The following is a 19403-nucleotide window of genomic DNA, read 5'->3' as shown; positions in this document are numbered from 1 at the left end:
TCGCGCACGTCATGCTTTCACTTCGCCTGCTAACGATCATCGCCGGTTTTGCCTTTGCGGGCTCAGCATGCGCGGCGTCGATCGGCATCGTTGCCCCACAGAACGGCCCATACGAACTGCTGGGGCAACAGGTCAGGCAGGGCGCGAAGGCCGCGGCCGCCAAGCTCGGGCTAGATGTCGTCGAAATCCATGAAAGCTGCGAAGACGGCAGCGGCGGCGCGATTGCCGATGGTCTCGTGGCCGCCAAGGTCAGCGCGGCAATCGGTTTTTTGTGCACGGAAACGCTTCAGGGCGTTCTGCCGCCTCTGAAGTCAGCCGCCATTCCAGCAATCACGCTTTCCAGCCGTGCCCCGATCCTGATGGAAGACGCTCTGAAATACAGCTGGCCGCTTTTCCGCCTAGCGCCATCGGACAAAGCCGAATCGGACCGGGCCTCAGAAATCATCCTGCGCGACTGGAAGGGACATTCCATTGGACTCGTGGATGATGGCACGATCTTCAGTCGCGATCTGGTAGATCGCATCCGTTCGGCGCTGGAGGAGAACGGGCTGAAACCGACACTCACCGATACGCTGCGCCCGGCACAGGAGCAACAGGTGGCGCTTGTGCGCCGGCTGGGGCGCACCGGCATCACCCATGTGTTCATCGGCGCGGAACGCAACGACGTCGCGATTGTCGCCAGAGACGCCGGCTCCGAAAACATTCCGCTCACCATCATGAGCGGCGACGCCATGAATGCGGCAAACAACCCCGTGCCACTTGCAGCAAATGTGCTAGCGGTCACGCGCCCGGCCTATGACACATTACCTTCGGCACAGGCCGTCGCCGGCGAATTGCGTGCCGCCAATATCGAGCCGGAAGGTTACGTCCTGCCCTCCTATGCGGCTGCGGAACTGACTGCGGCGCTTGCCGAAGCAGCCCAATCCCAAGGGAAACCCGCACCGGAGATACTGGCGAACGGTACCATCTTCAAAACCGTGCTCGGCGATATCGCTTTCAACCCTTCGCATGAACTTGCAGACAATCCCTATCGCCTGCAGCGCTGGAACAGCCAGCGTTTCGAACAGGCGGACAAGGCCGAAAGACAATAGGTGAAGCCGGTATCGCTGGAAATTCAGTAAGCCGCGGCTGAAAACCGGCGGCAACCGCGCGACAAGCCGTTTCAAACCCTGATACTTGATGCTAAAGGCAGCTTACGCAACGCGTCGAGAGGAGTTTGCCCCATGTCCCTGCCCATCCGGATCGCACCGTCCATTCTGGCGTCCAATTTCGCCAAGCTGGGACAGGAAGTCGCCGATGTGACGGAAGCGGGCGCAGACTGGATCCACCTCGATGTCATGGACGGCCATTTCGTGCCAAACATCTCGTTCGGTCCTGACGTCATCAAGGCGCTCCGCCCGCACAGCAATGCCTTTTTCGACTGCCACCTGATGATTGCCCCCGTCGATCCCTACCTCGAAGCCTTCGCCAAGGCCGGCTGCGACGGCATTACCGTCCATGCGGAGGCAGGCCCGCATCTCCATCGCTCACTCCAGACCATCCGCACGCTCGGCAGGAAGGCCGGCGTGACGCTCAACCCCGCCACGCCGCTTTCGGTCATCGAAAACGTGCTTGACGATGTCGATCTCGTGCTGATCATGAGCGTCAATCCCGGTTTCGGTGGACAGAAATTCATTCCGGCCATGCTCGATAAGATCCGTGCGGCAAAGGCCATGATCGGCGACCGGCCGATCGAACTTGAAGTGGACGGCGGCGTGACGGCGGAGACAGCCGGCGCCATCGTCGCAGCCGGTGCCAATGCGCTGGTGGCCGGTTCGGCCGTCTTCAAGGGTGATGGCGTCGCAGACTATCGCAAGACGGTTTCGTTGTTGCGCTCGGTGTCGGAAGCCGCCCGGTCCTGACCCGCCACAGCAGCCGGATACACCGGAGACGGGACGGCAGGGCGTTTGGGTGGGGGCTTTGATGAACAGCGACAGGCGGAATTTCCACGACGTCATCCCGGCAGCGCTGTTTTCGCTCCTCGCTCCGCTTGTCTGGGCCGCCATCTCGGCAGCCACCGCTACCCTCGGCCTCTATCTCCGCAACCGGCTGGAAACCGACCATGCCGCCGATATCGCCGTGCTGTTCTTCTTCGGCGGTCTCCTGGGCTGGCCGCTGGCCATGGTTGCCTTGCGCTTCCTGCCCGCACCCACCAGCCTGCCGCTGCGTTTTGCGGCAAGCTGCCTTGCCATCGCTTTTTTCACGATCGCGGTGGCGGCGGCATTTTTCGCGCTCCAGTACCGCATCTTTTATGCGCAATGGCACGCGCCGGCATTTTCCCGCATCTGGTTTTTCCAGCAATTTTTCACCTCGCTTGGCGCGATCTACCAGTTCTGCATTCTCGGCCTCGGCCTCTATTTTCCGTTTGCCGCCATTCCGCTTGCGCTGGCAGGCGCCATCCTTTGCCGCCGTGCGCACAGAGCGCCACGCGTCCGTTCGGACGTACACCGGACGCTCTAGCATTTTGAATGTACGCATCGAGCCGATGCGCAGGCTTGATAGATTGAGATTCGCGGAACACTTTGCTAAACGGGCAGCAAAATTCCTCCACAAAGAAAGTCATTGCCATGATCCCTCGTTACTCCCGGCCGGAAATGGTCGCCATCTGGTCGCCGGAAACAAAATTCCGCATCTGGTTCGAGATCGAGGCGCATGCCTGTGACGCGCTGGCCGAGCTCGGCGTCATTCCGAAATCGGCCGCACAGACCATCTGGGAAAAAGGCGGCAGCGCGACTTTCGACGTCGCCCGTATCGACGAGATCGAGGCCGTCACCAAACACGACGTCATCGCCTTCCTCACCCACCTTGCGGAATTCGTCGGTCCCGACAGCCGCTTCATCCACCAGGGCATGACCTCGTCCGACGTGCTTGACACAACCCTCAACATCCAGCTCGTCCGCGCTGCCGATCTGCTGCTGGCCGATATGGACCGCGTGCTGGCGGCGCTCAAGACCCGCGCTTTCGAACACAAGAACACGGTACGCATCGGCCGCAGCCACGGCATCCACGCCGAGCCGACCACGATGGGCCTGACCTTCGCCCGCTTCTACGCCGAGATGCATCGCAACCGCGAGCGTCTCGTCAATGCGCGCGCGGAAATCGCCACGGGCGCGATCTCCGGTGCTGTCGGCACCTTCGCCAATATCGATCCGCGCGTCGAGGAACATGTCTGCGCAAAGCTCGGCCTCGTGCCCGAGCCGGTCTCCACGCAGGTCATCCCGCGTGACCGCCACGCCATGTTCTTCGCCATCCTCGGCGTCATCGCCTCGTCGATCGAAAACGTCGCCATCGAAATCCGCCACATGCAGCGCACCGAGGTTCTGGAAGCGGAAGAGTTCTTCTCTCCCGGCCAGAAGGGTTCGTCGGCGATGCCGCACAAGCGTAACCCGGTTCTCACCGAAAACCTCACGGGCCTTGCCCGCCTGGTGCGCATGTCGGTCGTTCCAGCGCTTGAAAACGTGGCGCTCTGGCATGAGCGTGACATCAGCCACTCTTCCGTGGAGCGCGCCATCGGCCCCGACACCACAGTCACCCTCGATTTTGCGCTGAACCGCCTTGCCGGCGTCATCGAAAAGCTGGTGATCTATCCCGACAACATGCTGAAGAACATGAACAAGTTCCGCGGCCTCGTGCACTCGCAGCGCGTTCTTCTGGCGCTGACGCAGGCCGGCGTTTCCCGCGAGGACGCCTACCGTCTGGTGCAGCGCAACGCCATGAGGGTCTGGGAACAGGGTGCGGATTTCCTTGAGGAACTGCTGGGCGACGAGGAAGTGCGCGCCGCCCTTCCCGAAAGCGTCATCCGCGAAAAATTCGACCTCGGTTACCACACCAAGCATGTCGACACGATCTTCGCCCGCGTCTTCGGCAACGCCTGAGGCGAGGCTCCCGAAGTTAATGCCGTCGCGACCTTGATCGCGACGGCATGAAACCACAGATATGGGCCCATGAAAGTTTCAGAAGCAGATATTCTCATCGTACCGGGTTACACCAATTCCGGTCCTGACCACTGGCAGACACGCTGGGAGCGCAAGCTTTCGACAGCGCGCCGCGTCGAGCAGGCTGAATGGTCAAAACCGGTGAAGGAAGACTGGATCGCGCGGCTGGTGGAAGAGGTTAACGCCTCGACCAAGCCCGTTGTCATCGTCGCCCATTCGCTGGGTGTGCCGACCGTCATCCACGCCCTTCCGGAAATCGGCAAGAAGGTTGCAGGCGCGCTTCTGGTGGCGCCACCGGATGTCGCCAATCCCGATATCAGGCCGAAACATCTGATGACCTTCGGTCCCTATCCGCGTGATCCATTGCCGTTTCCGGCAATCACAATTGCCAGCCGCAACGATCCCTTTGGATCCTACGAACATGCCGACGATATTGCCGCCGCCTGGGGTGCGATGTTGGTGGATGCAGGCATGTCAGGCCATATCAACGCCGAGTCTGGCCATGGCCCCTGGCCCGAGGGTGGCATGGTATTTGCCCAGTTCCTGAGCCGCCTCAAGGTGAACGAGCCCTGACCATCGCGGCCAACCGCTGAAGCCGGTCGATTTTCGGCCGGGCAACATTCTTCCGCCCGACACAAGAATTGAAGGGAAGATATGCGAGCCGCATTGTAGAATGCACTCTTTTCCTTTATGGGACCGCTCAAAGACAGAAACGCAACGCCACCAGAATCGGCGTGAACCAAGAGACCTGCCATTATGAACCGTCGCCGCCGTATTTACGAAGGCAAGGCCAAGATCCTCTACGAAGGTCCGGAGCCAGGCACGCTTATCCAGTTCTTCAAGGACGATGCGACTGCCTTCAACAAGAAAAAACACGAAGTCATCGACGGCAAAGGTGTGTTGAACAATCGGATTTGTGAATATGTCTTCACGCATCTGAACAAGATCGGCATTCCCACACACTTCATTCGCCGCCTCAACATGCGCGAGCAGTTGATCAAGGAAGTCGAGATGATCCCGCTCGAGATCGTCGTGCGCAATGTCGCCGCCGGCTCGCTGTCGAAGCGACTCGGCATCGATGAAGGCGTGGTTCTGCCGCGCTCCATCATCGAGTTCTACTACAAGTCCGACGAGCTGGAAGACCCGATGGTCTCCGAAGAGCACATCACGGCCTTCGGCTGGGCCAACCCTGCCGAGCTTGACGACATCATGGCACTGGCGATCCGTGTCAACGACTTCCTGTCCGGCCTGTTCTTGGGCGTCGGCATCCAGCTGGTCGACTTCAAGATCGAATGCGGCCGCCTGTTTGAAGGCGACATGATGCGCATCATCCTCGCCGACGAGATTTCGCCCGACAGCTGCCGCCTGTGGGACATCGAGACCCAGAAAAAAATGGACAAGGACCTGTTCCGCCGCGACATGGGCGGCCTCGTGGAAGCCTATTCCGAAGTGGCACGCCGTCTCGGCATCATCAATGAAAACGAACCGATCCGCGGCACCGGCCCTGTCCTGGTAAAGTAATTTCGGCCTCGTGAAATAATATCGGCCAGCAAGGTAAAATCAGGAGAAGATCAGGTGATCAAGGCACGGGTGACTGTTACGCTGAAGAACGGCGTTCTCGATCCGCAGGGCAAGGCAATCGAAGGCGCACTCGGCAGCCTCGGTTTCGGTGGCGTCGGCCATGTCCGTCAGGGCAAGGTCTTCGATCTGGAACTGGAAGGTGCAGACAAGGCCAAGGCCGAGACCGACCTGAAGGCGATGTGCGAAAAGCTCTTGGCCAATACGGTTATCGAAAACTACTCTATCGCCATTCTCTAAAGCCGCAGGAGCCGCCGACCATGAAATCCGCTGTCGTCCAACTTCCCGGCCTCAACCGCGATCGCGACATGATCGCGGCACTCACGAAAATCTCCGGCAAGGCGCCCGTCACCATCTGGCAGACGGAGACGACTATCCCGGATGTCGACCTGATCGTCATTCCGGGCGGCTTTTCCTATGGCGACTATCTGCGTTGCGGCGCAATTGCTGCACGCATGCCGGTCATGCAGGCCATTCGCGAAAAGGCTGAGCAGGGCGTCAAGGTTCTCGGCGTCTGCAACGGCTTCCAGATTTTGGTCGAAGCGGGCATGCTGCCGGGCGCGCTGATGCGCAATGCCTCGCTGAAATTCGTGTGCCGCGAAGTGAAACTCGAAGTCGTCAACAACGACACCGAATTCACCCGCGCCTATGACAAGGGCCAGGTTCTGCGCTGCCCCGTCGCCCACCACGACGGCAACTATTTCCTCGATACGGATGAGCTTAAGTCCGTCGAAGACAACGGTCAGGTCGTTTTCCGTTATGCAGATGGCACCAATCCGAACGGCTCGCTGAACGACATTGCTGGCGTCATCAACGCCAAGGGCAACGTTCTCGGCATGATGCCGCACCCGGAAAACCTGATCGAAGCTGCCCATGGCGGCAATGACGGCCGTGGCCTCTTCGCCTCGGCGCTTGGCGTTATCGCAGCCTGACAAGCGGGCGGGCCATCCGCCTGCCCTCTTCCCGATGATGCTCTTTATGGCTCCAGTTTTTGGCCCTTACCTTGGATGACGCGATGAACCGCCTGCTCCGTTCCCACGCCCCGAAGGCCGCTGGATTGCTTCTCGCCGCAGCAGCGCTTGCTGCGTGCCAGCCCAAGCCGCAACCGGCATCGTCCTCCGCATCCCGTGCGGCATTACCGACGATGGAGCGAATCGCGCTTGGCGCCAATGCTTGCTGGTTCAAATCGGGCGATCCGGCGTTCAAGGCCTATCGCCTGGCGCCCGAACTCAACTCCTTCTCGGGCCGTCCGCGCATTCTGCTCGTACCGCGCAACAGCCCGGAATCGCGCCCGATGCTGGTTATTCAGGCAGAAGGCAACCCGGCAAAGCTCGACGCTTTCGGCCCCGCTATGAACGAAGCCATCTCCGGGCGCATCGCAACCGACGTCAAACGCTGGGCGAATGGCGGCAAGGGCTGCTGATCGGGCAAAACTGCGCTAAAAGCCGGCCAAATACAAAAAAGACCCGCCGACGCCGGTTGGGACTGGCGTGGCGGGCCTGCCGAATGGCTGTTCAGGCACCGGGGAAAGATGGCGCCGCTCTCCGGCAGAAAATCAAAGCGGCCGCGACGGCCATGAAAACAGCTGCGATCTCGCGGCCTCCTTCAAGGCCTCGTCCCGCGTAACGCCGATATCGTCCAGAAGATCGTCGGACAATTCCCGCAAGGCAAGCCGTCCCTGACGTTTGCCATGCCAGTTGGACAATCCCGCAATCAGGCGGCCAATAAGCGTGTGAGCGATCCGGGCCGGAAAGGGCGACGGTGCGACCATGTCGCCGGTATCGCGGAACACGCGTTCCCGTTCGTAGCCGTCAGGATAAAGCGTATCCGCTGTCGAAAGGTATTGATCCATCTTGCGCATATTGCACCTATTGTCTCCGTGCGTTTGATCTCATTGACTGCATCCGATAAATACAATTGACTTGCGGATAGATACAATGCATAAATTGTCACCATGACAAATTGGCTTCCCGATATCACCGAGGGCAACGGCCCCATCTACCTTCGCCTCGCGGACAAGATCGAAGGCGCAATTTCGGATGGCATCTTGCAGGCCGGGTCGAAATTGCCGCCGCAACGCAATCTCGCTTTCGATCTGGGCGTTACAATCGGTACAATCAGCCGGGCATATGCTCTCATCCACGAACGCGGCCTCGTCAGCGGCGAAGTCGGCCGTGGCACCTATGTCAACGAGCGTAAGGCTGCCGCCCCGTTATCACGCGTGGAACCGACGGCATCGGCTTTCGGCGGCACGCGCTACGCGGTGGACACCAGCGCCGAATTCCGCCTGAACACCACGGCTGCTCCCGATGTCGGGCAGAGCGCGCTGGTCAGCAAACACGTCGAGGCCGTGACGAGAGAGCATCCGTTCGAAATTTCCAACTACACCCGCTCCTTTCCCGACAACTGGTGCATGGCGGGCGTTCGCTGGCTTTCCCAGAACGGCTGGTCGCCGAAACCGGAAAACATCGTTTCGACGCTTGGCGCCCATGCTGCGGTGATGAGTGTGGTAACGGCAATGACCGCGCCGGGCGACCGTATCGTTTTCGAACCCCTCACCTATTCCCATATCAGCCGCAGCGCCGCCCTTGCCGGACGGCGGGTGACACTGGTGGAAGTGGATGAGAAAGGCATTATCCCCGATGATTTCGAGCGCGTTTGCGCCCAACAGCATCCAAAGATGATCTTCCTGATGTCGGCGGGCCAGAACCCGACCTGCGCCACCCTGCCCGAGGAGCGGCGGCGGGCGATCGCCGATATCGCCCGCAGATACGGCGTATGGATCGTGGAGGACAATCTCTATGGCGCCATGACGCGGGATGCGATCCCACTCATTGCGGAATTCGCGCCCGATCTTACCTTCGTTGTCGGCGGCCTGTCGAAATCCGTTTCCGCCGGCGTCAGGGGTGGCTGGGTCGCCTGCCCGGCGCAATTCGCCTCGAGAATTCGAATTTCGCATTCGATGATAACCGGCGGACTGCCGTTTATGCTGGCCGAACTGAATGCACGCCTCGTCAACAGCGGCGACGCAGACGACATCCGCAAGGACTGTATCGCCGAGATCAACCAGCGCGAGGCCCTCGCCAGACGCATCTTTGCGGGGCTGGAATTCAACTCCCTGCCAGACATCGCCTTTCTGTGGCTGAGGCTGCCTGAACCGTGGCTGTCTGGAACCTTCCGCAGCGCTGCCATGAAGGAAGGTGTGTTGATAGACGACGAGGACGAGTTTAAGGCAGGGCGCACGGAGAAGGTTTACCACCGTGTCCGCATCAGCCTTTCCGGGCCGTCAAACCAGGAAGAACTGAAGCATGCCCTTGGTATCCTGCGGCATTTGCTCGACAATGGTTCAGCCGGCTACGAAAGCGAGGCGTGAGCGGGAACGAGTCTTTCCTGCAACACGCCCCCTAATTCAGTAACTCATTATTTACCACGCCGACGAATCTGCCATCCTTTCCCTACTTCGGAGCGGGGAATGATTCGATGGCAGCATTCAGTTCCATATCCGCCAGGGCATTTGTTGCTCTCGCGATGGTTTTCGCAGCATGTGTGTTGAGTGACATGACGCCGGCCGCCGCCGCAGACGGCACGGTGTTCGATGAATTGCGTTTCGGGGTCACAACCTCGCTCGCCGATCGCAATGGTGGCGGCGAAGATGGTGTCTTCCCGGCTTTCACTGCCTATTTCGATCCTTTCGCGAGCGCCTCGGCGGTCACCTTTGGCGAAAAACTTGCCCGACCGCGTCTGCATCTGGGTGCGGAAATCGGCACCGAGGGCGAAGCAAATACCATTTACGGCGGTATCAACTGGACCTTCGATCTCAATCCGAAGATTTTCGTCGACCTCGGCTTTGGCGGCCTGTGGCATGACGGCAGGCTGAGAAATGGTCCGGGCGAAACTGGCGCGGAATTCGGTTGCCGCGTGCTTTTTCATGAATATGCCGCCATCGGATATCGCTTCAACAGCAACTGGAATATTTCGACCCAGATCGAACATGCCTCCCATGCCAATCTGTGCGACGGCCCCAATGACGGGCTGACGCGTGTCGGACTTATGGTCGGCTACAAGTTCTGAATAACCCAACAAAGCAGCGTTTTGCTGGCAAAACTGCGCATTTTCCTGTCGCACGGAGAGGCCTCTTGCGCTAAAGAACCGGAAACTTTCCTCGGCTCGAACCGCGTGAGACCTATGTCGATTCCAAACTCCATCAAGATCACCCCGGAACTCGTTGCATCCCACGGGCTGAAGCCCGACGAATACCAGCGTATCCTCGACCTGATCGGACGGGAGCCGAGCTTTACCGAGCTTGGCATTTTCTCGGCCATGTGGAACGAGCACTGCTCCTACAAGTCCTCCAAGAAATGGCTGAAGACCCTGCCCACCACGGGCCCGCGTGTCATTCAAGGCCCCGGCGAAAATGCCGGCGTGGTGGATATCGATGATGGCGACTGCGTCGTCTTCAAGATGGAAAGCCACAACCATCCGTCCTACATCGAGCCCTATCAGGGTGCGGCAACCGGCGTCGGCGGCATCCTGCGCGATGTCTTCACCATGGGCGCACGCCCGATCGCAGCCATGAATGCGCTACGTTTCGGCGCACCCGACCATCCGAAGACCCGCCACCTCGTGGCTGGCGTCGTCGCCGGTGTCGGCGGTTACGGCAACTCCTTCGGCGTGCCGACCGTCGGCGGCGAAGTGGAATTCGATCCCCGCTATAACGGCAACATCCTCGTCAACGCCTTTGCCGCCGGACTTGCCAAGTCCGATGCGATCTTCCTTTCGGAAGCCAAGGGCGTCGGCCTGCCGGTGGTGTATCTCGGTGCGAAGACCGGCCGCGACGGCGTCGGCGGCGCGACCATGGCCTCTGCCGAATTTGATGAGTCGATCGAAGAAAAGCGCCCAACCGTTCAGGTCGGCGACCCCTTCACCGAAAAGTGCCTGCTGGAAGCCTGCCTCGAGCTGATGAAAACAGGTGCGGTCATCGCCATTCAGGACATGGGTGCCGCAGGCCTTACCTGCTCGGCCGTCGAAATGGGCGCCAAGGGCGATCTCGGCATCGAACTTGATCTCAACGCCGTACCGGTGCGCGAAGAGCGCATGACGGCCTACGAAATGATGCTATCGGAAAGCCAGGAGCGCATGCTCATGGTTCTCGAGCCCTCCAAGGAAGAAGTCGCCAAGGCGATCTTCGTCAAATGGGGCCTGGACTTCGCCATCGTCGGCAAGACCACCGACGACCTGCGTTTCCGCGTGCTGCACAATGGCGAGGAAGTCGCCAACCTTCCGATCAAGGATCTCGGTGATCAGGCTCCGGAATACGACCGCCCGTGGACGCCCGGCAAGGTTCAGGCTCCGCTTGCGGAGAACGACGTTCCTGATGCAGACATTGCCGACGCATTGGTGTCGCTGGTCGGTTCGGCCAACAACTCCTCGCGCCGCTGGGTCTACGAGCAGTATGACACGCTGATCCAGGGCAATTCCCTGCAGCTGCCGGGTGGCGATGCCGGCGTTGTCCGCGTTGAAGGCCATGACAAGAAGGCGCTCGCCTTCTCCTCCGACGTGACACCGCGTTATGTCGAGGCAGACGCCTTTGAAGGCGGCAAGCAGGCCGTGGCCGAATGCTGGCGCAACATCACCGCAACCGGCGCTTTGCCGCTCGCGGCCACCGACAACCTCAATTTCGGCAATCCGGAAAAGCCCGAGATCATGAGCCAGCTCGTCCATGCCATCAAGGGCATCGGCGAAGCCTGCCGCGTACTGGAATTCCCGATCGTTTCCGGCAACGTCTCGCTCTACAACGAGACCAACGGTCAGGCGATCCTGCCCACCCCCACCATCGGCGGCGTTGGCCTGCTGAAGGACTGGGGCCGTATGGCGCGCATCCGCTTTGCCGCCTCGGACGAAGTCGTGCTGCTGGCGGGCGCGCCTGCCGGTCTTGGCACCCATATTGCCCAGTCCGTCTACATGCGCGACGTGCATGGCCGCATCGATGGCCCGGCACCGCATGTCGATCTGGAAGCTGAAAAGAGAAATGGCGATTTCGTCCGCGCCCTTATCGCAGACGGTCTTGCCACAGCGGTTCACGATTGCTCCTCGGGCGGCCTGGCTCTCGCGGTTGCCGAAATGGCAATTTCCTCCGGCATCGGCGCGACGATCGACGCGGTCGAGGGCCATAATCCCGTCCTCACCTTCTATGGCGAAGATCAGGGCCGTTATGTGCTGACCGTCAAGAAGAGCGATCTGGATGAAGTGCGCGCGGCAGCGAAGGCAGCGGGCGTTTCCTGCCCGGCGATCGGCGTCACCGGCGGCTCAAGCGTAAAGCTGGGCACGGCACGCGCTATCGAGATTAAAGAATTGCACTTGGCCTATGAATCGTGGTTCCCTCAATTCATGGATGGCGAAACTCTAATCGCCGCAGAATGAATTAAGGAGATACACCATGCCCATGAAACCCGGCGACATTGAAGACATGATTAAGGCGGGAATTCCCGGGGCAAAGGTCACGATCCGCGATCTGGCCGGTGATGGCGATCATTACGCGGCGGAAGTCGTCGCGGATGCTTTCAAGGGCAAGACGCGCGTGCAGCAGCATCAGATGGTCTATGACGCGCTGAAGGGCAATATGGGCGGTGTTCTGCACGCCCTTGCCCTGCAGACCTCGGCTCCCGAATGACTGAGCTCCGAAAAGCGTCTCCGGCAGGACGGTTTCACTGTCCTTGCCGCGGCAACGCTTGAAGCCATGGATTGAAAAAGGCCCGCGTGAGACTGTCACGCGGGCCTTTTCTTTTCCGGCAAATGGCGCGTGCCGCTTACAAAACAGGTGGCTGCTGCGATTCCAGATCGGCAAAGGAGGCAGCCGGCAACGGCCCAGCCGTCAGCAGGGTAAAATCGTAACCGGACTTGCGGTCCGGCCCCAGAACATATTGCCGGTGCATGCGCAGGAAGTTGCGCTTGTTCTTTTTGTAGCGATCGGGTGAAAGCGAGTGCTTGAAACGGATCGGCACGATCTTCGGCTGCGGCGCATCCTTGTGCCCGGTCAGCGCCACGGTGTTGCAGCGGTAGAGGTGGATCGGATCCGTCAGGCACTGGATATCGAACCATGTCACTTCAGAGTGACGCGCAATCACGCCGACGCTCTGGCGAAGCCTGTCCGCACTCGACAGCAGCGCGCATTGCAGCGCAGCGCCACCGAGCGTCGCAAAGGACAGCTTCCGGCCATCCAGCGCATCTGGCCGCAGTTCCAGCACACGGCCTATCACGGCGAGCGCCAGGCTGGCGCCCATGCTATGCGACACGACCAGAACCTCCTCAGACGGCTGCTCCAGCGCCTTGAGAACGAGGGCTGCCTTCTCTTCAATCCAGTTGCGGGCAATCGGCTCATCGCGCCCGACGGCCAGCGCAAAGCGCCAGTCGGCATAAAGATGCAACGTATGAAACCGCTCGGCGAAAGGCAGAAATGCCTTCACGAAGAACAAGGCCGCAGCGGGAAGACTGATCGCAAGCAACCAGAGCGGCAAACCGAACAGCCATGGCGAGAGCGCGATCCCCGCCGCAAGCGCACCACCCACCAGCATCAGCAGAAACGGGAAAATGAAGAACAGGCCGAAACGCCAGGCGTGACGGAGGTAACGCCCTGCCCCACCTTCCGCGACGATACCGGCCGCAGCCGCAAAGCCTAGTGCGATCTGCCGCCAGAGTGGCGCATCCCGCAGGCGCGATATCACAGCATTGTGGTCGTAGACGAAGATGGTGGAACGCGTCCGCCAGTCGCCCGCCGAGGCCTCCACCGAAAATGTTTCGCCAGCCGGCGAGTTCTCCAGCGCACCCACGGCATAATTGACATCCCACGTCTTGCCAGCAAGCGCTGCCGCCCGCTGATAGCGCAGATGATGCGCAGCCGCATCGAGCGGATCGAAGCCCGGGAAATAAAGAACAAGTCGTGACTTGACGGTCGGCATGCATAAACCCTCGGGCTGGAGACACCCGAAAGGATCGCTTGATACAGTGGGCGATGCACGTATAGTAAAAAACGCGACGGAAATATGATTTATTTGTTGCGAGGGAATTTTGTCTGGGATCGTCGATCAATTGCTAAACGGCGTCGTCAAAGGCGCTCTGTCCGAAGTCCTCGCCAAGACAGGCCTTCGCAAAACCCGCCGCATCCGCCGCCGGACCAAAAGCAACACGTCCCTCGCAGGCGGCATCGTCGGCTCCGTGCTGGAAGCGGCAATCAAAGCAGCCGTCAAACCCAAGCCGGCCAAAAAACAGGTGAGCAAAAGACGCACCGCCGCCGCCCGCAGCAGACAGCGGCTTCGATGATGCATCACCTCAGCGTGCTTCCCACCTGGTAGCCAAGGTTTCGGCCGTCACTTTGCGACTACACACCAGCGTATTTTTTACGCTTCCCGGGTGGAAATCGCGCCGCGACATGTTATTTAGGGACAAAGTCAAAGCAGCGGCCTTGAACCGCATGTGAAAGGAATAGGCCAATGAGCGGCATTCACGATATGATCGACAGCGAAGTGAAGAGCAACGACATCGTTCTTTTCATGAAGGGCACCCCGCAATTCCCGCAGTGCGGTTTTTCCGGTCAGGTCGTACAGATCCTCGATTATCTCGGCGTCGACTACAAGGGCGTCAACGTGCTCGCCGATGCCGACATCCGTCAGGGCATCAAGGATTATTCCAACTGGCCGACCATCCCGCAGCTCTACGTCAAGGGCGAATTCGTCGGCGGCTGTGACATCGTAAGAGAGATGTTCCAGTCCGGTGAACTTCAAAATCACTTCCAAGAACAGGGTATCAGCGTCCGCGGCGCGGCCTGATTTCGGCCGGTTCATCCGGCCCACCCTGATTGTCAGAAAACTTATGCCAGGCGTTGCTTCATGCAACGCCTTTGCCGTTCTTTTTGGGGCAATCCTGTGACAGAACTTTCACAATCCACCACTTCGCGCGCCGTTTCGATGGGGCGCACGGAATTCATCGCGCTTGCCGCGATGCTGATGGCGCTGAATGCGCTTGCCATCGACATCATGCTTCCCGGCCTTCAGGAAATCGGCGCGTCACTTGGCGTCGTGAATGAAAACCACCGTCAATACGTCATTTCCAGCTATCTTCTAGGCTTCGGCATTGCCCAGCTTCTGTACGGACCGATCTCGGACCGTTTCGGGCGCCGCAAGCCGATGCTCGTCGGGCTGGCAATCTACATCGTCTCGGCCATTGCAGTCGTCTTCGTACCGTCATTCACTGGTCTGCTGGTTCTGCGCTTTATTCAGGGCATCGGCTCTGCGGCGACGCGCGTCATCACCATTTCGATCGTGCGCGACATCTATGGCGGCCGTCAGATGGCGGAAGTCATGTCGCTGATCATGATGGTCTTCATGGTCGTTCCGGTCATCGCACCCGGCACTGGCCAGATCGTGCTGTTTTTCGGTGACTGGCACCTTATCTTCGCCTTCATGGCCGGAATTGCCGCCGTCGTGACCGCCTGGATGTATTTCCGCCTGCCTGAAACCCTGCATGCCGATGACGTCAGGCCTTTCACGATTCGTTCGATCCTCGGTGGCTTCAAGATCGTGCTCACCAACCGTATCGCGCTCTGCTACACGCTCTCCAGCACATTTATCTTCGGTGCGCTGTTCGGCTTCATCAATTCCGCCGAACAGGTCTATAAGGGCATCTACGGGCTGGGCGCATGGTTTGCGGCCGCTTTTGCGGGCGTCGCCCTGTTCATGGCCTTCTCGTCCTTCATCAATGCAAGGCTTGTCGGCAGGTTTGGCATGCGCAAGCTGTCGCACGGATCGCTGCTCGGCTTCATCGCCATCACCTTCGTGTGGCTGGTGGTACAGATGGTTGGGCCGGAACCGATGCCCTTTGCGATCTTCATCGTGTTCTTCGCGCTTGCCATGTTCCAGTTCGGCTGGATCGGCTCGAACTTCAACTCGCTCGCCATGGAGCCGCTCGGCCATGTCGCCGGCACGGCCTCGTCCGTTATTGGCTTCATGGGAACCGTCGGCGGTTCGCTGATCGGTGCCGTTATCGGTCAGGCTTTCGATGGCACAGCGCTGCCAATGGTAGCCGGCTTCTTCGCCGTCTCCATTATCGGCCTCGTCTTCGTGCTGATCGGAGAAAAGGGCGTGCTGTTTCAGGCCCACAACAAGCCGACGCACTAAGGGCGGATAGACAAATAAAAAGGGCGCGGAACTCGGTTCCACGCCCTTTTTGTTGATAAAAGCCGAACTTCACTCAAACCGTGAAAATCTTCTCGCGCAGCAATTCCCATGTCTCCTGATCAGGAGCAAGCAGCAGGCCACCCTCAAGGTGGCGCGGCAGGTAAGGCGAGCCGTCGAAACGGGCGGCGTAGGCGCCCGCTTCCTGCGAAAGCAGGGTGCCAGCGAGATGATCCCAGGGCATAAGCTTGTTGTACATCAGGAAATGCATGTGGCCGCCGCAGAACACGCGGTATTCATGCGCAGCACAACGGTAGCTGGTGAAGAGCCGCACATCCGCGAGGTTCATGAGAATCTTGCGGCGGGTCTCCACGTCAAAATAACCGGTGTTGGCGATGCCGACCATCTGCGACAGTGCCGGTGCGGGCACGACGGACATCTGCGTCTGCGAACCATCGGCGGCACAAAGCCATGCGCCGGAACCCTTTTCAGCAATCGCCCAGTCATTGCCCATCGGATCGAAAATGAGACCGGCAACGGTCTCGCCCTTGGAGATGACGCTCATCATCACGCCAAACAGCGGCAGGCCCGACGCGAAGTTGTAGGTGCCGTCGATCGGATCGACCACCACGGCAAGATCCGCATCCGCAAGCTTGCCAAGCAGCGAGGCATCCGCCGCAACGGCCTCTTCACCGATGAACAGCGCCTGCGGCATGATTTCCTGCACGCGGGCGCGGATCAGCCGCTCAGCAGCCTCGTCAGCCTCGGTTACGAGGTCTATCGCCTCGCTCTTTATCCTGACGTCGCCCTCACCCAGATTACGGAACCTCGGCAGGATTTCCACTGCCGCCGCCTCCTGAAGCGCATTGGCGAGAGAGGCGATGTCGAGTTCGATAGCCATGGGCGATATCCTTCTATTTAAGCGTCAATATTATAAGGCCACGATTTCCCGGCGCAGCATCTTCCAGCTTTCCTTGTCGGGCGCCGACAGGATGCCGCCTGTCGTCTGTCCTGGCCGGTAGGGCGTATTGTCGAAACGGGCCGTGTAGCCGCCCGCTTCCTGATGAATGAGAACGCCGGCGAGATGATCCCAGGGCATCAGCTTTTCGTGGCCGATGAAGTGCAGCTTGCCAGTCGAGGCAAGCCAATATTCATGAGCCGAGCAATTGATTGAAAGCGCCATCTTGATCTTTGCCATATTGGCGGCGATCACCGGGCGGCGATCTTCATGGCTGTGACCCCAGGAAAATATGCCGACCATTTCGGACAATGGCAGGGGATCGGCAACCTTGAGCCTTGCCTGTGAGCCGTCCTTGCGGTGGAGATAAGCGCCCTCGCCTTTGAGAGCAAGGATGGTATCACCCATGACAGGATCGTGGATGATGCCTGCGACCGTCTCACCCTTGACGGTGACGGCGAGCAGCGTGCCGAAAGCTGGAAAACCGGAAGCATAGTTGAAAGTGCCGTCGATTGGATCGATCACGAAGGCAAATGGTGCATCGGCAAGGGCAGGAATAACGGATTGATCCGCGTCATAGGCCTCTTCGCCGACAATATGGGCCTTCGGAAACCGTTGCAGAAGAGCGGCGGTTATCGCCTTTTCCGTCAGAATATCCGCCTCGGTGACGAGATCGACCGCAGAGGTCTTTTCGGAAATCGCGCCTGCGTCGAGATTGCGGAAGCGGGGCATGATTTCCTGGCGGCCGGCAGCGGCAACGGTGGAAATCAGAAAGTCGATATCTTTATCGGAAAGGGTCATCGCTAAGGGCACTTCTTCATAAGGGAGGGCTGGCCTCCGTACGCTCTTCAGGTGACGCGCCGGTGACAGAGAGCGCCGAGAAATCAAAAAGCTTCGGGTCGAGCAGATGCGATGGATTGACATGGGCAAGCGCCCGCAGCATCACGTCCTTGCGGCCCGGCATACGCCTTTCGATGTCAGCCAGCATCTCCTTCATGGCATTGCGCTGAAGCCCGTCCTGCGAGCCGCAGAGGTCACAGGGAATGATCGGGAATTCCATCGCCGCCGCGAATTTCGCCATATCCTCTTCGGCGCAATAGGCAAGCGGGCGCAGCACCATCAGGTCGCCCTCGTCGTTCATCAGCTTTGCCGGCATGCCAGCCAGACGGCCGCCATGGAAGAAGTTCATGAAGAAGGTCTCGAGAATATCCTCCCGGTGATGGCCGAGCACGAGCGCGTCGCAGCCCTCTTCCCGCGCAATACGGTAGAGATTGCCGCGCCGCAGCCGCGAACAGAGCGAACAATAGGTGCCACCCGCCGGCACCTTTTCCTTCACAACGGAATAAGTGTCGCGATATTCGATGCGATGTGCGACGCCGATCTTCGCCAGATATTCCGGCAGGACATGCTTGGGGAAATTCGGCTGGCCCTGATCCAGATTGCAGGCAATGAGTTCCACGGGCAAAAGGCCGCGCCACTTCAGATCAAGCAGCAGCGCCAGAAGGCCGTAGCTGTCCTTGCCGCCGGAAAGGCCTACCAGCCAGCGCTTCTGGCCGTTCAGCATGCCAAAATCCCCGAAGGCCTGACGTACATTGCGCAACAGCCGCTTGCGCAGCTTGTTGAAGGAGACAGAACGGGGTGCCGCGTCGAACAGCGGATGCGAAGCGCCATTTTCTCCGGCCAGGTCCTGATCGGCCTCGACCTCATCTGCGATGCTGGTGACAATGTTCATGATTAGCCCGCTCTGGCATTCAGCCATTTTCAATGCAGGAAATGCCCGCATCCGCCCGCAATATCAAGCCCCGAATACCGACCAGCCGGTTTTCGTCGCCAGCATTTCCAGTGCATGCGACCCAAGCGCCGAATTGCCAACCTTGTTCAGACCCGGCGACCAGACCGCAATCGACGCCTTGCCCGGCGCCACTGCCATGATGCCGCCGCCCACGCCGCTCTTGCCCGGCAGGCCGACATGATAGGCGAAATCGCCCGATCCGTCATAATGGCCGCAGGTCAACATCAGCGCATTGATGCGCCGCGCGCGTCGGTCTGACACAACCGTATGACCACTCAGCGGATTGCGGCCGCGATTCGCAAGGAAAAGACCGGCCCGTGAAAGCTGCGCGCAGGTCATGGACAGCGCGCACTGATGAAAATAGACGCCCAGCGTATATTCAACAGGGTGATGCAGATTGCCGAAGGACCGCATGAAATTGGCAAGCGCGAAATTGCGGAAACCCGTCGCCTGCTCGGATTTCGCCACGGTGTCATCAATGCTGATCGTGTCATCATCAGCGAGATAACGGACGAAACGCAGAAGCTCGCCAATCGCCTCGCGCGGCTGGTGGCCGGAAAGAACGATATCCGTCACCACGATGGCACCGGCATTGACGAAGGGATTGCGCGGAATGCCGTGCTCATGCTCCAGCTGGACGATGGAGTTGAAGGACGACCCCGACGGCTCACGCCCCACCCGGTTCCATACCGTCTCGCCCGCCTTGCCGAGCGCCAGCGTCAGCATGAAGACCTTGGAGATGCTCTGGATCGAAAACGGCGTGAGCGCATTGCCAGCCGTATAGGTGGTTCCGTCGACAGTGGTGATGGCGATACCGAACTGGTTCGGATCGACCTTGGCGAGTTCCGGAATGTAATCCGCAACCTTGCCCTCGCCCAGGCGCGGCACCATGCTGTCGTAAATGGAATCGACGATCGCCTGAATGTCCTGCATGC

The 19403-nt window shown here is 59.7% G+C and carries 22 protein-coding genes; 16 read left to right on the top strand and 6 right to left on the bottom strand.

What is annotated here, in order from left to right; translation table 11 throughout:
• Positions 1 to 11: 11 nt before the first annotated feature.
• From J5276_RS04770 to J5276_RS04730, 9 genes are all read left to right on the top strand, one after another.
• On the top strand, positions 12 to 1091 hold the full coding sequence (locus tag J5276_RS04770) for an ABC transporter substrate-binding protein (RefSeq protein ID WP_112154650.1): 1080 nt from the start codon (positions 12 to 14) through the stop codon (positions 1089 to 1091).
• 132 nt (positions 1092 to 1223) lie between these two features.
• A complete protein-coding gene (gene rpe, locus J5276_RS04765) occupies positions 1224 to 1901 on the top strand; it encodes a ribulose-phosphate 3-epimerase (protein WP_003515995.1) in 678 nt (225 codons plus the stop codon).
• Positions 1902 to 1962: 61 nt separating this feature from the next.
• Positions 1963 to 2499, top strand: a complete 537-nt coding sequence (locus tag J5276_RS04760; protein WP_111804473.1) for a hypothetical protein — start codon at positions 1963 to 1965, stop codon at positions 2497 to 2499.
• 107 nt (positions 2500 to 2606) lie between these two features.
• Complete coding sequence (purB, locus tag J5276_RS04755) at positions 2607 to 3914, top strand: adenylosuccinate lyase (protein ID WP_025593893.1); 1308 nt, start codon at positions 2607 to 2609, stop codon at positions 3912 to 3914.
• Positions 3915 to 3983: 69 nt separating this feature from the next.
• Complete coding sequence (locus J5276_RS04750; protein WP_003516000.1) at positions 3984 to 4547, top strand: alpha/beta hydrolase; 564 nt, start codon at positions 3984 to 3986, stop codon at positions 4545 to 4547.
• 183 nt (positions 4548 to 4730) lie between these two features.
• Positions 4731 to 5495: a phosphoribosylaminoimidazolesuccinocarboxamide synthase gene (gene purC / locus J5276_RS04745; RefSeq protein WP_003516002.1), complete on the top strand. Its 765-nt coding sequence runs from the start codon at positions 4731 to 4733 to the stop codon at positions 5493 to 5495.
• A 54-nt stretch (positions 5496 to 5549) separates the two neighbouring features.
• The gene (gene purS / locus J5276_RS04740; RefSeq protein ID WP_003495372.1) at positions 5550 to 5792 is read left to right on the top strand and encodes a phosphoribosylformylglycinamidine synthase subunit PurS; all 243 of its coding nucleotides are present in this window, start codon (positions 5550 to 5552) and stop codon (positions 5790 to 5792) included.
• A 20-nt stretch (positions 5793 to 5812) separates the two neighbouring features.
• Positions 5813 to 6484 (top strand): phosphoribosylformylglycinamidine synthase subunit PurQ, encoded by a 672-nt coding sequence (gene purQ / locus J5276_RS04735; RefSeq protein ID WP_003516005.1) that lies wholly within the window; start codon positions 5813 to 5815, stop codon positions 6482 to 6484.
• A gap of 83 nt (positions 6485 to 6567) precedes the next feature.
• The gene (locus J5276_RS04730; RefSeq protein WP_112154604.1) at positions 6568 to 6975 is read left to right on the top strand and encodes a hypothetical protein; all 408 of its coding nucleotides are present in this window, start codon (positions 6568 to 6570) and stop codon (positions 6973 to 6975) included.
• A gap of 132 nt (positions 6976 to 7107) precedes the next feature.
• Here the strand turns inward: J5276_RS04730 and J5276_RS04725 are convergent, their stop codons facing one another.
• Entirely contained in the window at positions 7108 to 7413 is a 306-nt protein-coding gene (locus J5276_RS04725) for a DUF1127 domain-containing protein (protein ID WP_003516008.1), read from the bottom strand.
• 93 nt (positions 7414 to 7506) lie between these two features.
• Here J5276_RS04725 and J5276_RS04720 point away from each other — a divergent pair, with 93 nt between their 5' ends.
• The 4 genes from J5276_RS04720 (at position 7507) to J5276_RS04705 (ending at position 12222) form a co-directional block, all read left to right on the top strand.
• Positions 7507 to 8925 (top strand): PLP-dependent aminotransferase family protein, encoded by a 1419-nt coding sequence (locus J5276_RS04720; protein ID WP_003516009.1) that lies wholly within the window; start codon positions 7507 to 7509, stop codon positions 8923 to 8925.
• Positions 8926 to 9032: 107 nt separating this feature from the next.
• Positions 9033 to 9623, top strand: a complete 591-nt coding sequence (locus J5276_RS04715; protein ID WP_003516010.1) for an acyloxyacyl hydrolase — start codon at positions 9033 to 9035, stop codon at positions 9621 to 9623.
• A gap of 114 nt (positions 9624 to 9737) precedes the next feature.
• Positions 9738 to 11972 carry a phosphoribosylformylglycinamidine synthase subunit PurL gene (gene purL, locus J5276_RS04710; protein ID WP_209159544.1) on the top strand — a complete coding sequence of 745 codons (2235 nt, stop codon included), beginning with the start codon at positions 9738 to 9740 and terminating at the stop codon, positions 11970 to 11972.
• Between the two features lie 16 nt (positions 11973 to 11988).
• Positions 11989 to 12222, top strand: a complete 234-nt coding sequence (locus tag J5276_RS04705) for a BolA family protein (RefSeq protein ID WP_003516012.1) — start codon at positions 11989 to 11991, stop codon at positions 12220 to 12222.
• Positions 12223 to 12358: 136 nt separating this feature from the next.
• On the opposite strand, the gene J5276_RS04700 is transcribed toward J5276_RS04705, so the two are convergent.
• Positions 12359 to 13507 carry a hypothetical protein gene (locus J5276_RS04700; protein ID WP_065702413.1) on the bottom strand — a complete coding sequence of 383 codons (1149 nt, stop codon included), beginning with the start codon at positions 13505 to 13507 and terminating at the stop codon, positions 12359 to 12361.
• A 109-nt stretch (positions 13508 to 13616) separates the two neighbouring features.
• Between J5276_RS04700 and J5276_RS04695 the strand changes: the two genes are divergently transcribed.
• From J5276_RS04695 to J5276_RS04685, 3 genes are all read left to right on the top strand, one after another.
• The gene (locus J5276_RS04695; RefSeq protein WP_013636391.1) at positions 13617 to 13868 is read left to right on the top strand and encodes a hypothetical protein; all 252 of its coding nucleotides are present in this window, start codon (positions 13617 to 13619) and stop codon (positions 13866 to 13868) included.
• Positions 13869 to 14038: 170 nt separating this feature from the next.
• A complete protein-coding gene (grxD, locus tag J5276_RS04690) occupies positions 14039 to 14374 on the top strand; it encodes a Grx4 family monothiol glutaredoxin (protein ID WP_003516034.1) in 336 nt (111 codons plus the stop codon).
• A gap of 138 nt (positions 14375 to 14512) precedes the next feature.
• Positions 14513 to 15721, top strand: coding sequence for a multidrug effflux MFS transporter (locus J5276_RS04685; RefSeq protein WP_065702540.1), 1209 nt, complete (start codon positions 14513 to 14515; stop codon positions 15719 to 15721).
• A 73-nt stretch (positions 15722 to 15794) separates the two neighbouring features.
• Here J5276_RS04685 and J5276_RS04680 read toward each other — a convergent pair whose 3' ends face one another.
• The 4 genes from J5276_RS04680 to J5276_RS04665 form a co-directional block, all read right to left on the bottom strand.
• Positions 15795 to 16619: an inositol monophosphatase family protein gene (locus tag J5276_RS04680; RefSeq protein ID WP_003516036.1), complete on the bottom strand. Its 825-nt coding sequence runs from the start codon at positions 16617 to 16619 to the stop codon at positions 15795 to 15797.
• A gap of 30 nt (positions 16620 to 16649) precedes the next feature.
• Positions 16650 to 17477 (bottom strand): inositol monophosphatase family protein, encoded by an 828-nt coding sequence (locus tag J5276_RS04675; protein WP_003516037.1) that lies wholly within the window; start codon positions 17475 to 17477, stop codon positions 16650 to 16652.
• A gap of 16 nt (positions 17478 to 17493) precedes the next feature.
• Positions 17494 to 18408, bottom strand: a complete 915-nt coding sequence (ttcA, locus tag J5276_RS04670) for a tRNA 2-thiocytidine(32) synthetase TtcA (protein WP_003516038.1) — start codon at positions 18406 to 18408, stop codon at positions 17494 to 17496.
• Positions 18409 to 18471: 63 nt separating this feature from the next.
• A complete protein-coding gene (locus J5276_RS04665; protein ID WP_003495341.1) occupies positions 18472 to 19401 on the bottom strand; it encodes a glutaminase in 930 nt (309 codons plus the stop codon).
• Between the last annotated feature and the right edge of the window lie 2 nt (positions 19402 to 19403).

The sequence above is a fragment of the Agrobacterium sp. S7/73 genome, assembly GCF_019355535.1.
GTDB lineage: Bacteria > Pseudomonadota > Alphaproteobacteria > Rhizobiales > Rhizobiaceae > Agrobacterium > Agrobacterium tumefaciens.
The sequence above is the reverse complement of the archived record's forward strand: the minus strand, read 5'-3'. Positions and strand labels throughout refer to the sequence as shown.

Excerpts from the sequence above, each read along its gene's own strand:
- J5276_RS04770 (WP_112154650.1), top strand. The coding sequence starts at position 12 with ATGCTTTCACTTCGCCTGCTAACGATCATCGCCGGTTTTGCCTTTGCG.
- rpe (WP_003515995.1), top strand. The coding sequence starts at position 1,224 with ATGTCCCTGCCCATCCGGATCGCACCGTCCATTCTGGCGTCCAATTTC.
- J5276_RS04760 (WP_111804473.1), top strand. The coding sequence starts at position 1,963 with ATGAACAGCGACAGGCGGAATTTCCACGACGTCATCCCGGCAGCGCTG.
- purB (WP_025593893.1), top strand. The coding sequence starts at position 2,607 with ATGATCCCTCGTTACTCCCGGCCGGAAATGGTCGCCATCTGGTCGCCG.
- J5276_RS04750 (WP_003516000.1), top strand. The coding sequence starts at position 3,984 with ATGAAAGTTTCAGAAGCAGATATTCTCATCGTACCGGGTTACACCAAT.
- purC (WP_003516002.1), top strand. The coding sequence starts at position 4,731 with ATGAACCGTCGCCGCCGTATTTACGAAGGCAAGGCCAAGATCCTCTAC.
- purQ (WP_003516005.1), top strand. The coding sequence starts at position 5,813 with ATGAAATCCGCTGTCGTCCAACTTCCCGGCCTCAACCGCGATCGCGAC.
- J5276_RS04730 (WP_112154604.1), top strand. The coding sequence starts at position 6,568 with ATGAACCGCCTGCTCCGTTCCCACGCCCCGAAGGCCGCTGGATTGCTT.
- J5276_RS04725 (WP_003516008.1), bottom strand. The coding sequence starts at position 7,413 with ATGCGCAAGATGGATCAATACCTTTCGACAGCGGATACGCTTTATCCT.
- J5276_RS04720 (WP_003516009.1), top strand. The coding sequence starts at position 7,507 with ATGACAAATTGGCTTCCCGATATCACCGAGGGCAACGGCCCCATCTAC.
- J5276_RS04715 (WP_003516010.1), top strand. The coding sequence starts at position 9,033 with ATGGCAGCATTCAGTTCCATATCCGCCAGGGCATTTGTTGCTCTCGCG.
- purL (WP_209159544.1), top strand. The coding sequence starts at position 9,738 with ATGTCGATTCCAAACTCCATCAAGATCACCCCGGAACTCGTTGCATCC.
- J5276_RS04705 (WP_003516012.1), top strand. The coding sequence starts at position 11,989 with ATGCCCATGAAACCCGGCGACATTGAAGACATGATTAAGGCGGGAATT.
- J5276_RS04700 (WP_065702413.1), bottom strand. The coding sequence starts at position 13,507 with ATGCCGACCGTCAAGTCACGACTTGTTCTTTATTTCCCGGGCTTCGAT.
- grxD (WP_003516034.1), top strand. The coding sequence starts at position 14,039 with ATGAGCGGCATTCACGATATGATCGACAGCGAAGTGAAGAGCAACGAC.
- J5276_RS04685 (WP_065702540.1), top strand. The coding sequence starts at position 14,513 with ATGGGGCGCACGGAATTCATCGCGCTTGCCGCGATGCTGATGGCGCTG.
- J5276_RS04680 (WP_003516036.1), bottom strand. The coding sequence starts at position 16,619 with ATGGCTATCGAACTCGACATCGCCTCTCTCGCCAATGCGCTTCAGGAG.
- J5276_RS04675 (WP_003516037.1), bottom strand. The coding sequence starts at position 17,477 with ATGACCCTTTCCGATAAAGATATCGACTTTCTGATTTCCACCGTTGCC.
- ttcA (WP_003516038.1), bottom strand. The coding sequence starts at position 18,408 with ATGAACATTGTCACCAGCATCGCAGATGAGGTCGAGGCCGATCAGGAC.
- J5276_RS04665 (WP_003495341.1), bottom strand. The coding sequence starts at position 19,401 with ATGCAGGACATTCAGGCGATCGTCGATTCCATTTACGACAGCATGGTG.